At 72.5% G+C, this 13843-nt stretch carries 10 protein-coding genes and 2 pseudogenes; 6 read left to right on the forward strand and 6 right to left on the reverse strand.

Annotated elements, in window-relative coordinates; all coding sequences use genetic code 11:
- Nucleotides 1-9 precede the first annotated feature (9 nt).
- The 5 genes from AB0A94_RS28910 to AB0A94_RS28930 form a co-directional block, all read right to left on the reverse strand.
- The gene (locus tag AB0A94_RS28910) at nucleotides 10-504 is read right to left on the reverse strand and encodes a lamin tail domain-containing protein (protein ID WP_361748851.1); all 495 of its coding nucleotides are present in this window, start codon (nucleotides 502-504) and stop codon (nucleotides 10-12) included.
- A 194-nt stretch (nucleotides 505-698) separates the two neighbouring features.
- The gene (locus AB0A94_RS28915; RefSeq protein WP_361748852.1) at nucleotides 699-2063 is read right to left on the reverse strand and encodes an FAD-dependent oxidoreductase; all 1365 of its coding nucleotides are present in this window, start codon (nucleotides 2061-2063) and stop codon (nucleotides 699-701) included.
- A 134-nt stretch (nucleotides 2064-2197) separates the two neighbouring features.
- A complete protein-coding gene (locus AB0A94_RS28920) occupies nucleotides 2198-4936 on the reverse strand; it encodes a SpoIIE family protein phosphatase (protein ID WP_361748853.1) in 2739 nt (912 codons plus the stop codon).
- Nucleotides 4937-5139: 203 nt separating this feature from the next.
- Nucleotides 5140-5685 carry a hypothetical protein gene (locus AB0A94_RS28925; RefSeq protein WP_361748854.1) on the reverse strand — a complete coding sequence of 182 codons (546 nt, stop codon included), beginning with the start codon at nucleotides 5683-5685 and terminating at the stop codon, nucleotides 5140-5142.
- Nucleotides 5686-5714: 29 nt separating this feature from the next.
- The gene (locus tag AB0A94_RS28930; protein WP_361748912.1) at nucleotides 5715-6272 is read right to left on the reverse strand and encodes an ATP-binding protein; all 558 of its coding nucleotides are present in this window, start codon (nucleotides 6270-6272) and stop codon (nucleotides 5715-5717) included.
- Between the two features lie 154 nt (nucleotides 6273-6426).
- Here AB0A94_RS28930 and AB0A94_RS28935 point away from each other — a divergent pair, with 154 nt between their 5' ends.
- Nucleotides 6427-6657 (forward strand): DUF397 domain-containing protein, encoded by a 231-nt coding sequence (locus AB0A94_RS28935; protein ID WP_217134151.1) that lies wholly within the window; start codon nucleotides 6427-6429, stop codon nucleotides 6655-6657.
- 175 nt (nucleotides 6658-6832) lie between these two features.
- Complete coding sequence (locus AB0A94_RS28940) at nucleotides 6833-7753, forward strand: helix-turn-helix transcriptional regulator (protein WP_361748855.1); 921 nt, start codon at nucleotides 6833-6835, stop codon at nucleotides 7751-7753.
- A gap of 72 nt (nucleotides 7754-7825) precedes the next feature.
- Here AB0A94_RS28940 and AB0A94_RS28945 read toward each other — a convergent pair whose 3' ends face one another.
- Nucleotides 7826-8647 carry an SAM-dependent methyltransferase gene (locus AB0A94_RS28945; protein WP_361748856.1) on the reverse strand — a complete coding sequence of 274 codons (822 nt, stop codon included), beginning with the start codon at nucleotides 8645-8647 and terminating at the stop codon, nucleotides 7826-7828.
- Between the two features lie 224 nt (nucleotides 8648-8871).
- Here AB0A94_RS28945 and AB0A94_RS28950 point away from each other — a divergent pair.
- From AB0A94_RS28950 to AB0A94_RS28965, 4 genes and pseudogenes are all read left to right on the forward strand, one after another.
- Nucleotides 8872-9909, forward strand: a pseudogene (locus AB0A94_RS28950) (molybdopterin-dependent oxidoreductase); the annotation flags it as partial.
- Between the two features lie 350 nt (nucleotides 9910-10259).
- Complete coding sequence (locus AB0A94_RS28955; protein ID WP_361748857.1) at nucleotides 10260-11945, forward strand: hypothetical protein; 1686 nt, start codon at nucleotides 10260-10262, stop codon at nucleotides 11943-11945.
- A 388-nt stretch (nucleotides 11946-12333) separates the two neighbouring features.
- Nucleotides 12334-12526 (forward strand): annotated as a pseudogene (locus AB0A94_RS28960) (hypothetical protein); the annotation flags it as partial.
- 384 nt (nucleotides 12527-12910) lie between these two features.
- Complete coding sequence (locus AB0A94_RS28965) at nucleotides 12911-13813, forward strand: alpha/beta hydrolase (protein ID WP_361748859.1); 903 nt, start codon at nucleotides 12911-12913, stop codon at nucleotides 13811-13813.
- The last annotated feature ends 30 nt before the right edge of the window (nucleotides 13814-13843 follow it).

The following is a 13843-nucleotide window of genomic DNA, read 5'->3' on the forward strand; positions in this document are numbered from 1 at the left end:
GGCGCCGGATCACTTGTGGAACGACACGTACCCGTTGCCGTCCGGGTCGGAGCCGCGCGCGGTGTACGCGTGCACGTCGGCCCGGCTGCCCGTCGGCTTGACGAGGTGGACGGTGTCCTTGTCGTTGTTCCACAGGAAGTTGCAGTCGTCGCGGTAGACGACGTTGTACTTGTCGGAGTCGGTGCCGTTGCCGCCGCGCAGCTTCACGTGGTCGCCGGGCTGGAGGTGGTGATGGGCGGTGAAGACGAACCTGTTCCCGGCGGCGTCCTTGACGAGGTAACCCTTCAGGTCGACCGTCTTCGACGACGAGTAGTTCCTGATCGTCAGGTACTCCTGGTGGGTGTTGCCCCCGGAGCACCGGTTGGAGTCGCTGCCGGGCGCGTCGTACTGGATGCCGCGCACCTTCAGTGCGGAGGTGTACTCGGCGGCCTGGGCCGGAACGGCCGTCAGCGCGGCCAGCGCGCCCGCGGCGGTGGTGGCGACGGCGGCAGTGCGTATGCGCATGAACTCATCCCCCCTGCATGACTCTTCCGTGAAGGTCATGTGGTGATCCGGTGAAGGGTCGGATCGTACACAACGCGCCGTCGTCCTCACCCTCCGGGGTGAGCGCGCCGGCGGCCGTGGACGCGCCGAGCGCCTGTCAGGTCCGGGGAACGGACCTGGCAGGCGCTCGGCGGTGGGCCCTCGGGGGCGGGAGGTCAGGCGCCGCTCTCGCGCAGCATGTCCTCGCGCTCCACGAGCTTCACGCGCTCACGGCCCTGCGGCTCGCCCAGTGCCTTCTCGGCGGCGTCCAGGCGGTACCAGCCGTCCCAGGTGGTGAAGCGGATGCCGCGTTCGGCGAGGAACGCGTCCACGGCCTCCGGGTCCGGCGACGCGGGCGTCTGGAGCCGGCCGCCCGCGTAGTCCGCCAGCAGGTTCCCCACCGTCTCGTTGGCGTCGCCCTTGGTGTGGCCGATCAGGCCCACCGGACCGCGCCGGATCCAGCCGGTGACGTACGTGGAGTCCAGGTGCTCGCCGGTCTCCTGGATGACGCGCCCGCCCTCGTCCGGGACCGTGCCGGAGTCGATGTCCCAGGGGAGCTTGGGGAGCTTGTCGGAGAGGTAGCCCACGGCCCGGTAGACCGCGCTGACGTCCCAGTCCTTGAACTCGCCGGTCCCCTTGACGTTGCCGGTGCCGTCGAGTTCGGTGCGCTCGGTGCGCAGGCCGACGACCTTGCCGTCCTCGCCGAGGATCTCGGTGGGCGACTCGAAGAAGTGCAGGAACAGCTTGTGCGGACGGTCGCCGGTGTCGCGGATCGCCCAGTTCTCCAGGGTCTTGGCGACCATGTCGGCCTGCTTGTTGCCGCGCCGGGTGGCGATCGAACCGTCGTCGTAGTCGATGTCCTCGGGGTCGACGATGACCTCGATGCTGGGGGAGTGGTCCAGCTCCCGCAGCTCCATCGGGCTGAACTTCGCCTGCGCCGGGCCGCGGCGGCCGAAGACGTGGATCTCCACCGCCTTGTTGGCCTTCAGGCCCTCGTAGACGTTCGGCGGGATCTCGGTGGGCAGCAGTTCGTCGGCCGTCTTGGCCAGGATGCGGGCCACGTCGAGGGCGACGTTGCCGACGCCGAGCACGGCGACCTTCTCGGCCTGGAGCGGCCAGGTGCGCGGCACGTCCGGGTGGCCGTCGTACCAGGAGACGAAGTCCGCGGCGCCGTAGGAGCCGTCGAGGTCGATGCCGGGCACGTCCAGCGCGCGGTCGGCCGTGGCGCCGGTGGCGAAGATCACACCGTCGTAGAACGTGCGCAGATCGTCGAGGTGGACGTCGGTGCCGTAGTCCACATTGCCGAACAGCCGTATCTGCGGCTTGTCGAGCACTTGGTGCAGGGCCGTGATGATGCCCTTGATCCGCGGGTGGTCGGGGGCGACGCCGTACCGGATCAGTCCGAACGGTGCCGGCATGCGCTCGAAGATGTCGATGGACACGCCCGGTTCGGCGGCCACGTCGGACTTGAGCAGGGCGTCGGCGGCGTAGATCCCGGCGGGGCCGGATCCGACGATGGCTACCCGCAGGGGGCGGGGCATGGTCAGGTTCCCTTCGAGTGATGACAGGCGACTCGATGGGAAGCCTAAGCTGAGGCATGCCTTACCTGGTACGCGGGTCCGGTCTATGGACTCATAAGTCTCTCTTATGAGATGTCCCTACGTGCCCTTATGCCTCACGGAACGGGCTGTTCCGCCCAGATGACCTTGCCGGCGGGCAGGTAGCGGGTACCCCAGCGTTCGGCGAGCCGGGCCACCAGGAACAGGCCGCGTCCGCCCTCGTCCGTCATGGTCGCGTACCGCAGATGGGGCGAGGTGCTGCTGCTGTCGTAGACCTCGCAGATCAGGTTGCGGTCGTACAGCATCCGCACCCGGATGGGGGTGCCGCCGTAGCGGAGCGCGTTGGTGACCAGCTCGCTCAGGATCAGCTCCGTGCCGAACGCCAGCTCCTCCAGCCCCCACTCGGCCAGCTTCCGGGTGACCGCCGCCCGCACCTCGCCGACGGCCGCCGGGTCCGGCGGCACCGGCCATTGGGCGATCCGGCCGGCGGCCGGCGCCCGCGTCCGCGCCACGAGCAGCGCGATGTCGTCACCGGCCCGTGCCGGGCGGCGGGACTCCAGGACGACCCTGCACGTGTCCTCGGGGGAGTCACCGGCCCGGGACAGCGCTTCGCGCAGCCGCTCCAGACCGGCGTCGATGTCGTGGCCGCGGTCCTCGATCAGCCCGTCGGTGTAGAGGACGAGCCGGCTGCCCTCCGGCAGTTCCAGCTCGGCCGACTCGAACGGCAGGCCGCCGAGCCCCAGCGGGGGGCCGACGGGCACGTCCCAGAACTCCACGCCGCCGTCCGGGCGGACCACGGCCGGCGGCGGATGGCCCGCCCGGGCCACGGTGCAGCGCCGGGAGACCGGGTCGTAGACCGCGTACAGACAGGTCGCCCCCGTCACCGGTGCGCTCTGCTCGTCCCGCGCCTCGTCCTGGTCGATCCGCCCGACCAGCTCGTCGAGCAGGGCCAGGAGCTCGTCGGGCGGGAGGTCCAGGGCGGAGAAGTTGTGCACCGCCGTGCGCAGCCGCCCCATCGTGGCCGCCGCGTGCAGACCGTGGCCGACGACGTCGCCGACCACGAGCGCGACCCGGGCCCCGGACAGCGGCAGCACGTCGAACCAGTCCCCGCCCACCCCGGCCTGCGCGGGAAGGTAGCGGTAGGCGATCTCCAGGGCGTTCTGCTCGGGCAGGGAGCGCGGCAGCAGGCTCCGCTGGAGCGTCACCGCCATGCTGTGCTCGCGCGTGTAGCGGCGGGCGTTGTCGATGGAGACCGCGGCCCGGGCGACCAGCTCCTCCGCGAGAGCCAGCTCCTCGGTGTCGAACGGCTCCGCCTTCCGCGAACGCCAGAGACTGACCACCCCGAGTACCAGCGCCCCGGCCCGCAGCGGCACGGTGATCAGCGAATGGATGCCGTACTCCATGACCTGTCCGGAGCGCTCCACGTCCTGTGCGTGCCAGCCCGGCGCCTCGCCGAGCCGGGGCTCCAGGACCGGCCGGCCGGTGGCGAGGCTGACGCCCTGCGGGGACGACGCGACGAAGCGGATCCGCTCGTCCTTGGGGTAGAGCGGAGCGTCCGCGCCGATCCCCGCCGACGCCGCGCGGCGCAGTACGCCGGCCGCGTCGGGGTCGCCGCCGGCCAGCACCGACTCGAACAGGTCCACCGTGACGAAGTCGGCGAACCGCGGCACGGCCAGCTCGGCGAGTTCCTCGGCCGTGCGGGTGACGTCCAGGCTCGTCCCGATGCTCACCCCCGCGTCGTACAGCATCTCGAGCCGCTCGCGCGACGCCTCCGCCCGGCCGGACAGGGCGCGCAGCTCGGTGGAGTCCCGGACCGTGGCCACGCTGCCGGGCGGGCCGCCCGCCCGGTCGGTGGGCCGCTGGTTGACCGCCAGCAGCCGGTCGGCCACCAGGTGCACCTCGTCCGTGGCGATGCGGCCCGAGGACAGCAGCTCGGCGGTGCCGGGGTCCAGGCCGATGTCCGGCACGGGGCGGCCCTCGGCGTCCTCGGGCAGGCCGAGCAGCCGGCGCGCCTCGTCGTTGGCGAGCATGAGCGTCCCGTCCCCGTCGACGATGACGACCCCCTCGCGCACCGCGTGCAGCACCGCGTCGTGGTGCTCGTACATCCGGGTCATCTCGTGCGGGCCCAGGCCGTGGGTCTGGCGCAGCAGCCGTCTGCTGACCAGGGCCGCACCCCAGGTGGCCAGGGCCAAGGCGGCGGCCGCCGCGCTCAGCACGAGCGGCAGCTGTTCGGCGGCGGCTCCGCCGACGCGCTCGGTCGTGATGCCCGCCGACACGATTCCCACCACGGTGCCGTCCGGGTCCGTGACCGGCACCACCGCCTGCACCAGCCGGCCGATGGTGCCGTCGATCTCCTCGACCACCGGCTCACCGGCCAGCGCGGGCTCGGTCGTGCCGACGAACCGCTTGCCGATGCGGTCCGGTCTGGGGTGCGTGTAGCGGATGCCCTCGGTGCTCATGACGACGACGAAGTCCACCCCCGTCCGCTCACGGGCCGCTTCCGCGCGGTTCTGCAGCACGGCTGTCGGATCGGGGGAGAGGACCGCCTCGGTGATGCCCGGCGAGTTGGCGAAGGCCTCCGCGACGGCGAGCGAGCGGTTGCGGGCCTCCTCGCCGCTGTTCTGCCGGGCCTGGAGCACCAGCGCGACCACGGCGGCCACGACCAGCAGCAGCACGATCGTCAGATGCAGCACGAACACCTGCCCGGCGACGCTGCGCCCGCTCAGCACCGACCGCAGTCCCGCCGCCGGATGCCACCGGGAGCGGCCGTCTGCGTCCCACCGGCGCCGTACGGACGCCGCGGCACCGGGCCGCAGGGACGACCGGGGCCGGGATCGACCCGTGAGTCGGACCATGTGCCATGTCTACACTGCCGCGCCACGCGAGGCGAGGGGCGGCACCCGCCTGACCGGCGGGCCGTCACCGTTCCGTGGTTTCCGGGTCGCGCGCGGCCGTCCCCCCGGTTGACCGCGCGCGACCCTCCCCCGGCGCGCGACTCGTCCCCCGAAGGTCGCGCGCGTCCTTGACCGGGCCACCCCGGAAACCGTGCTCCGCGGCCTCAGTCGGCCAGGGCGCGGGCCAGTTCCGTGGTGGCGCGGGCGATCTCGGTGTCCGACTCGGCCAGCAGCCGGTTCAGGTCGCCGCGCCGGGCGCGCACCGCCTGCCGGGCGGCCCGCTCCCACACCACCGGGTTCTCCCTGCGGTTGAGCAGCTTGGGATACGCGGTGGCGGTGCTCTCCCACTGTCGGGCGTCGGCGATGGCCTTGAGCAGCTGGATGATCCCGGCCCGGCAGGTGACGTGCGGCAGCTGGGCCAGTTCCCAGAGGAAGGGGACCGCGGCGGCGGTCGCCTGTTCCGTGACGAAGCCGTACTGGCAGATCCGTTTCCGCAGATCCTCCAGGGCGGCGCGGGCGGTGCCGGCGTCCCCCCAGGCGATGCCGTTCAGCAGCAGGGGGATGGCCGCCGCCGAGCCGGTGGAGTCCTGCATGTCGGCCCACGGCACGCGGGACAGTGCCGTGAGGGGCGTGGTCCGTGCCACTTTGGTGGGGGACGTGTGGCGCACAGGGCGCTCGCTGCTCGGCTGTTCCGTAGAAGCGCTGCGCATGGCGTGGGTGCCTTTCCGCGGCAGTCGTGTCAGATGGGGGGTCGGGTCGACAACCGGGCCCACACCGTCTTGCCCGCCGGAGGGGTGGGGGTCCAGCCCCATCCCTCGGACAGGGCGGCGACGATGCGCAGCCCCCGGCCGTCCTCCTCCAGGCCGGAACCGGCACCGGGTGCGCGGACGGGTGGGTGGTCGTCGGGGTCGGAGACGGTGAGCAGCAGGTGCGCGGGCTCCAGGCGGAACCCGAGCCGGATGTCCGGCGCACCCGCGCACCGCGGTGCCGCGTGCGTCACGGCGTTGGCGGCGAGCTCGGTGATCACGAGGGTGGCGTCGTCGCAGTGGTGGGCGAGCGACCAGTCGCGCAGGGTGTCCCGGGTGAAGGACCGCGCCCGCGCGAGCCCCTCCCGGCCGCGTGCGAGGCGCAGCGTGACCGAGGCGGACACGGGGCGGGCCGTCCCCGGCACCGGGAGCGGCCGGCGGGGATCCGTCGCCGCCGTGCCGTGGCCACTCGTCCGTACCGCGGCGGTGGCCGGTGGCCGGAGCAGTGGATGCGCAGGTGATGACACGGCATCTCCCCGATGCGACGTCAGGACGGGGCGCCAGCACGGGGGTTGACGCCGCAGCTATTATCCACGCTGTCAGCGCTCGCGTGCAATTGCACGAGAAATTGCGCGAGATTTTTCCCGGCGCGGCCGGACATCCGGGCCGCGTGCGGGAGGACACGGGAACAGCGAGGAGACAGCGGTGCCAGGAGTGCGGAACGGAGTGCGGGCCAGCCAGTTGGACGCCCGCTGGATCAAGAGCCGGCACAGCAACGCCGAGGGCAACTGTGTCGAGGTGGCCCCGCTGGCCGGCGGGGGGATCGCGATGCGCAACTCCCGTGACCCCGACGGTCCCGCCCTCGTCTACACGGCCGCGGAGCTGGCGGCGTTCCTGGCGGGCGCGAAGGACGGCGAGTTCGACCACCTGGTCTGAACGCTCGCGACGGACCTGCGCCGGCTGTCCGGATCGGTGCCGGCCGTCCGGGCCGGTGCCGGTGAAACGGAACTCAACGCGCCATTTCCTCGGGGGTTTTCGTACGCGGATGCGGTGAGGGACAGTCAGGTGCGATAGTGTAAATCGCCCCTGTGCCGGTCTGCTGGGAGTCAGGATGTCCGCCGCGTCGCATCGAATCTCCCGCCTGGAACCCTATCTGGACAGGCCCGAGCCCGCTCCGACCCTGCTGAAGATGCTGGTCGGCGTGCAGCTGGCAGGTTTCCGTGACGATGCCGGGCTGTCCCAGGACCAGGCGGCGCGCTCCGTCGGCTTCAGCCCGGCGAAGCTGTCCCGCATCGAGTCGGGCAAGGGCCGCCGCCCACCGACCGAGGGTGATGTCCGGGCCCTGCTGACGCTGTACGGCACCGACGAGTACGAGGCGTCGGTACTGCTCAAGCTGCTCCGGCGAGCCGGGGAACCGGGCTGGTGGCAGCGGTACGACAAGCGGCTGATGCCCGAGTGGTTCGACCGCCTGGTCGGACTCCAGGAGGCCGCCGCCACCATCCGCACCTTCGAAATCCAGTACGTCCCCGGACTGCTGCAGACCGCCGCCTACACCCGCGCGGTGGTCGAGCGGGGGCTGCCGAACGCCCCGGCGAGCGAGGTGCAGCGCCGGGTCGAGCTGCGCATGCGCCGCGCCGAACTGCTGCTGCGCGAGGCCGCGCCGCAACTCTGGGCCGTCATCGACGAGTCGGTGCTGCTGCGCGTCCTGGGCAGCCCCGCGGTGATGCGCGAGCAGCTCGAGCACCTGGTGGCGATGGCCGAGCGGCCCAACGTGACGGTGCAGATCGTGCCGCTGGACGTGACGAACGCGTCGGCTCCCGCCATACCCGTGACCTATCTGCGCTTCGGCGGGCTCGACCTGCCCGACGTGGTCTACCTGGAGCACATCAGGAGCGCCAACTTCCTCGAGGACCTCGACGAGACGGAGGAGTACCGGATCGCGCTGGACCGCCTCGCCGACGAGGCGCTCAAACCGCGCGACTCGGTGGAACTGCTCCACAGGACGATCAAGGAGCGCTACGCCACGGCGTAGCGGCAGGCGCGAACACGCCGACGCCCCCGTGGGACCCGAGCGGTCCGGCGGGGGCGTCGCGGCGTCGGGGGATCACAGCGGGAGCCGACCCACACCGCCGAACTCGATCCACTCCTGGGTCAGCTGGCGGGGCGCCACCTCGGTGTCCGGACGCCAGGTGGACACCTCCACCAGGCCCGGCTCCAGGATCTCCAGGCCCTCGAAGTACGACTCGACGTCCTTCTCCTCGCGCACCCGGCCCCAGTTCCCGTGGGTCGCCCGGTCCATGAAGTCGGTGACGAACGCGCGGACCTCCGGGTCCTCGCTGACGAGCTGGCACATCACCATGAAGCTGCCCGGCGCCAGCCGTTCGCGCACCCGGCGGGCCAGGGCGAGCGGACCGTCGGTGTCGCTGTCCGGGATGCAGTGGAAGACCGAGTTGAACAGCACGCACACCGGCTCCGAGAAGTCGATCAGCCGCTGGGTCTCCGGGTGGCCGAATATCCCGTCGGTGTCGCGCATGTCGGCCTGGATGACCACGGTGCGCCGGTCCTGCTCCAGCAGGGCACGGCCGTGCACCAGCACCATCGGGTCGTTGTCGGCGTACACCACGTGGGCGGTCGGGTCGACGCGCTGCGCGACCTGGTGGACGTTGTCCTGGGTGGGCAGACCGGAACCGTGGTCGACGTACTGCCGTATCCCGTACTCCTGCGTGAGGGTGCGGACCACCCGCTGGAGGAAGCGCCGGTTGTTCAGCGCCAGGCGGCGGGTGCTGGGCACCACCTTGTCGAGTTCCTCGGTCGCGGCACGGTCTGCCGCGTAGTTGTCCTTGCCGCCCAGGTAGTAGTCGTACATGCGCGCCGCCGTCGGCACGGTCGCGTCGATCTCGGTGGACAACTGCTTACCGGTGTGCATCGTTCCCCCTGCGGGCCGCGCCAACTGGACTGGCTGGACAGGGAGTACATCCTAGGGAGCCGTGAAGGGGCCGTGCCAGCCCGTCGGGCACGTCGCCCGGAAGGAATGACGCGCCGATCGCTCGAAATGACACAAAGTGCCACATCGGACGCCCCGTGTGAGCGCTTGGGCTCCGGAGAGGGGGTACTCGCGGGGCGACACCGTTTCCCGTGGGAGGCCGGACCTTGGACAGCTCGACGGACCGGATCGCGGACCCCCGGGGTGCGCGCACCCCCTACGCGCCCGGCACCCCCTGGCCGGCCCGCACCGACACGCACCCGGCGGAGGGACTCACGGAGGAGGACGTGGAGCGGTGGGTGCGGTCCGCCTCCATCCTGCACTCCAACGGTGACGCGCTGGACATCGCGGTGCGCGAGGGGCGCATCGTGGGCGTGCGGGGCCGCGCGGCCGACCGGGTGAACCGCGGCCGGCTCGGCCCCAAGGACCTCTGCGGCTGACAGGCCGACCACTCACCGGACCGGCTGACCAGGCCGCTCCTGCGGGAGAACGGACGGCTGGTGGAGTCGGACCGGGACACCGCCATGGACCGGATCACGGCCCGCACGAAGAACCTGCTGGACGAACGCGGTCCGGGCGCCGTCGGCTTCTGCACCACCGGGCAGCTCTTTCCGGAGGAGTACTACACCCTCGCCGTCCTCGCCCACGCCGGCGTCCGCACCGACCACCTCGACGGCAACACCCGCCTGTGCACGGCGACGGCCGCCGAGGCCCTCAAGGAGACCTTCGGCTCCGACGGCCAGCCCGGTTCGTACGAGGACGTCGACCACGCCGACACCATGGCCCTGTTCGGACACAACGCGGCGGAGACCCAGACGGTGCTGTGGATGCGGATCCTGGACCGCCTGGAGGGGGCCGAACCGCCCCGGCTGCTGTGCGTCGACCTCCGGTACACCCCCGTCGCCCGCCGCGCCGACGTGCCCCTGGCACCGCGCCCCGGCACCAACGTCGCGCTGCTCAACGCCCTGCTGCACGAGATCATCCGCACCGGCCGGACCGACCGCGCCTACCTCGACGCGCACACCGTCGGCTTCGGCGAGCTCGCCGCCCGCGTCGAACGGTGCACCCCGAAGTGGGCGGCGGGGATCTGCGACGTCCCCGCCGCGCAGATCGAACGGGCGGCGGAACTCCTCGGCGACGCGCGGCGGCTGCTGTCCACCGTCCTGCAGGGCGTCTACCAGTCCCACCAGGCCTCCGCCCAGGCCCTCGGACGACGCCCGGAGACGGGCCTGCGGCTCCTGCACGACCTGCATCTGGCCGCCTCGCGCAACTCGCTCCACTGGGAGATGCCCGCCCAGGCGGCACAGGCCACCCGGGACCGGGAGCTGCTGGAGCCGGTCTCCTCCTGTCATCCGCAGACCCTCCGCCAGATGCGCTGGACCAACGCGATGATCAAGGTGCTGTCGCCGCAGCTCCTCGTCAGCGCGTGACCGGCACGGGTGGCGGTCCCCGCAGGCGCCTGCACCGACGCCGGTGCCCCGCTATCGTCGGTTTCGTCCCCAGGGGACGTTCATCGCCGGCGTCACCGGCGGCCGGCCATCCGCGGGAGGCACGCATGGACGACTACTACGACCTCGGCGACCACCACCGGCTCGTGACGACCTCCTCCGCCGACGCCCAACTCTGGTTCGACCGGGGTCTGACGTGGACGTACGCGTTCAACCACGAGGAGGCGGTCGCCTGTTTCGAGAAGGCGGCCGAGGCCGACCCGGACTGCGCCATGGCCCACTGGGGCGTCGCCTACGCCCTCGGCCCCAACTACAACAAGCCCTGGGAGGCCTTCGACGGCGCCGAACTCGCCGGCACCGTCGCCCGCACCCACGCCGCGGTGGAGCGGGCGCACGAGAAGGCCGCGCACGCCACCCCCGTCGAGCGGGCCCTCATCGAGGCCCTGCGCGCCCGCTACCCGCAGGCGGAGGCCGCCGAGGACTGCTCGGTGTGGAACGAGCCCTACGCGGACCGGATGCTCGCCGTGTACGAGGACGCCCCCGGCGACCCGGACGTGGCCGCGCTCTGCGCCGACGCCCTGATGAACCTCACCCCCTGGCAGCTGTGGGACCTGCGGACCGGCCGCCCGGCCGACGGCGCCCGCACCCTGGAGGCCAAGGCCGTCCTCGACGGCGCGCTCGCCACCGGAGCGGGCGCCCGGCACCCCGGCGTCCTCCACCTGTACGTCCACCTGATGGAGATGTCCCCCACGCCGGAAGCCGCCCTCACCGTCGCCGACCGGCTGCGCGGCGCCGTGCCCGACGCCGGGCACCTGCACCACATGCCCTCACACCTGGAAGTGCTGTGCGGCGACTACCGCCGGGTCGTCTCCGACAACACCGCCGCCGTCGCCGCCGACGAGAAGTACCTCGAGCGGGCCGGCGCCATGAACTTCTACACGCTCTACCGCGTCCACAACCACCACTTCAGGATCTACGGCGCCATGTTCGCCGGCCAGTCACAGGTCGCCCTGGACGCCGCCGCGCGGCTCGAGGCCGCCGTCCCCGAGGAACTCCTCCGGGTGCAGAGCCCGCCCATGGCCGACTGGCTCGAGGGATTCCTGGCGATGCGCGTCCACGTCCTGATCCGCTTCGGTCGCTGGGACGACGTCCTGGCGCTGCCGTTCCCCGCCGACCCGGAGCTGTACTGCGTGACCACCGCCATGCTCCACTACGCGCGGGGCGTCGCCCTCTCCGCGACCGGCGCCACCGAAGGCGCCGAGGCGGAACGGGAGCGCTTCCGCGCGGCCGTGGACCGCGTCCCCGGGACCCGGATGCTGTTCAACAACACCTGCCACGACGTCCTCGCCGTCGCGTCGGCGATGCTGGACGGCGAACTCGCCTACCGCAAGGGCGAGTACGACACCGCCTTCGCCGCGCTGGAGCGGTCGGTCGAGCTGGACGACAACCTGCCCTACGACGAGCCCTGGGGCTGGATGCAGCCCACCCGGCACGCCTACGGGGCGCTGCTGCTGGAGCAGGGCCGCGTCGAAGAGGCCGAAGCCGTGTACCGGGCCGACCTCGGCCTCGACGGCACCCTGCCCCGGCCCCTGCAGCACCCGGGCAACGTCTGGGCGCTGCACGGGTTCCACGAGTGCCTGCTGCGCACCGGGAGGGCCGGGGAGGCGGCGATCATCGCCCAGCAGCTCAGGCAGGCGACCGCACTGGCGGACGTGCCCGTCGAGGCGTCCTGCTTCTGCCGGCTGGAGACGCACCGCCCGGAGGCCTCCGGCGCAGACCGCCCCTGCCACTGAACCGGCCCGCCCGGGCCGGTCCGGCGGAGCCGGACGGTGGCCGGCCTCAGCTCGCCTCGACGACCGCCTGGAAGTTCTTCATGCAGGAGAAGCAGTGCCGGTCCGTCACATGCCGGTGAGCCGACTCGTCCTGCTTCTCCACTCCGCAGAGCGTGGATGACTTGTCCGACGTGAGGACATGCCACACCAGCTCTCCCGAAGTGTCTGCACCGCACCACATCTCGTGCATTCCCAGCTCCCTCCGGGTAGGCATGGAGGCCGCTTCCATTCGAGCACGGACCGGGCCCGGACGGCTCCTCCGGCGAGCCAGTCGGGTGACGTGCGGGGCCGGGACGCATACCGGCGGTGCCGGCCGGATCCCGGAAGGACGACGAAGGCGCCGGTCGCGGTGCGCCCGCCGCCCGGGCCGGGGGCGGGCGGACGACGGGTGACCGCGCGGTGAGAGCGCCGGCCTGGCGGACTCCGGCCGGGACGCGGTGGAGTTCCCGCGGCGCGCGGGGCTGCCGGAGGACGAACGGCCGCCGGACGATCCCGCCCGGGGCGGGTGGGACGGCGGCCGGGCCCACGTCCACGACGTGGCGCGAGAACCCCTCCGGTCGGCTGCCGACCGGCTGCCGACCGGCGAAGAGCCGGGAGCGGCGCGGGCCGCGATCACCGTCGGCGCCGACTCCGACGGTGACCGCGCCTGCCCGCGTACCCCCGTTCCGCACCGGCATGCCGTGCGCACGGGCACGGCTGCCCCCGGCGCCCGAGGCCGTCGCGGAGCCCCGCGACCCGGCACCCGGGACACCCGGTACGGTGCACGAGACCGGTGAGATTGCCGGTCCGCACCGGCCCCTTCCTCTCCGACAGTGGCACCCCCAGTCAATCGGCGGCGCCCCCGGCCGGTGCACGGCCCCCACCACACCGTGACCCCGTGCACCGGCCGGGCGGGCGACCCGCCGCGGCAGAGAGGACCACTCGTCGTGCAGCAGCACCCCCACACCAGCAGGCGCCGGACCGGCCGGCTCGCCGCACTGGCCGCGGCCGTCACCGCCGTCGTCGGCCTCACCACCCTCACCGGCCCCGGCGCCCAGGCGGCCGACAACCCTTACGAGCGCGGCCCGGCACCGACCGAATCGAGCATCGAGGCGCTGCGCGGACCGTACGCCGTGTCGGACCTCTCCGTCTCCTCGCTGTCCGTCACCGGTTTCGGCGGAGGCACCATCTACTACCCGACCAGCACCGCCGACGGCACTTTCGGGGCGATCGCCATCTCACCCGGGTACACCGCCTACCAGTCCTCCATCGCCTGGCTGGGCCCGCGCCTGGCCTCCCAGGGCTTCGTGGTGTTCACCATCGACACCAACACCACCCTCGACCAGCCCGCCTCCCGCGGCGACCAGCTGCTCGCCGCGCTGGACTACCTCACCCAGCGCAGCGCGGTCCGCAGCCGGATCGACAGCAGCCGGCTCGGCGTCATGGGACACTCGATGGGCGGCGGCGGAACCCTCGAAGCCGCCAAGGACCGGCCCTCGCTCCAGGCGGCGATCCCCCTGACGCCCTGGAACCTCGACAAGACCTGGCCCGAGGTCCGGACCCCCACCCTCCTCTTCGGCGCCGACGGCGACACCATCGCCTCCGTCTCCAGCCACGCCGAGCCCTTCTACAGCGGCCTGCCGTCCTCCCTGGACCGGGCCTACATCGAGCTGAACGGCGCCACCCACTTCACGCCCAACTCGTCGAACACGACGATCGCCAAGTACAGCGTCTCCTGGCTGAAGCGGTTCATCGACAACGACACCCGCTACGAGCAGTTCCTGTGCCCGCTGCCCCGGCCGAGCCTGACGATCGAGGAGTCCCGGGGCAACTGCCCGCACACCTCCTGAGGTCCCCGGCTCCCGCCGAACGACCACCCG

The organism is Streptomyces sp. NPDC044984, assembly GCF_040646935.1.
Taxonomy (GTDB): Bacteria; Actinomycetota; Actinomycetes; order Streptomycetales; family Streptomycetaceae; genus Streptomyces.

Coding starts and splice junctions, on each gene's coding strand:
- AB0A94_RS28915 (WP_361748852.1), bottom strand. CDS start 2,063: ATGCCCCGCCCCCTGCGGGTAGCCATCGTCGGATCCGGCCCCGCCGGG.
- AB0A94_RS28945 (WP_361748856.1), bottom strand. CDS start 8,647: ATGCACACCGGTAAGCAGTTGTCCACCGAGATCGACGCGACCGTGCCG.
- AB0A94_RS28940 (WP_361748855.1), top strand. CDS start 6,833: ATGTCCGCCGCGTCGCATCGAATCTCCCGCCTGGAACCCTATCTGGAC.
- AB0A94_RS28955 (WP_361748857.1), top strand. CDS start 10,260: ATGGACGACTACTACGACCTCGGCGACCACCACCGGCTCGTGACGACC.
- AB0A94_RS28910 (WP_361748851.1), bottom strand. CDS start 504: ATGCGCATACGCACTGCCGCCGTCGCCACCACCGCCGCGGGCGCGCTG.
- AB0A94_RS28920 (WP_361748853.1), bottom strand. CDS start 4,936: ATGGTCCGACTCACGGGTCGATCCCGGCCCCGGTCGTCCCTGCGGCCC.
- AB0A94_RS28925 (WP_361748854.1), bottom strand. CDS start 5,685: ATGCGCAGCGCTTCTACGGAACAGCCGAGCAGCGAGCGCCCTGTGCGC.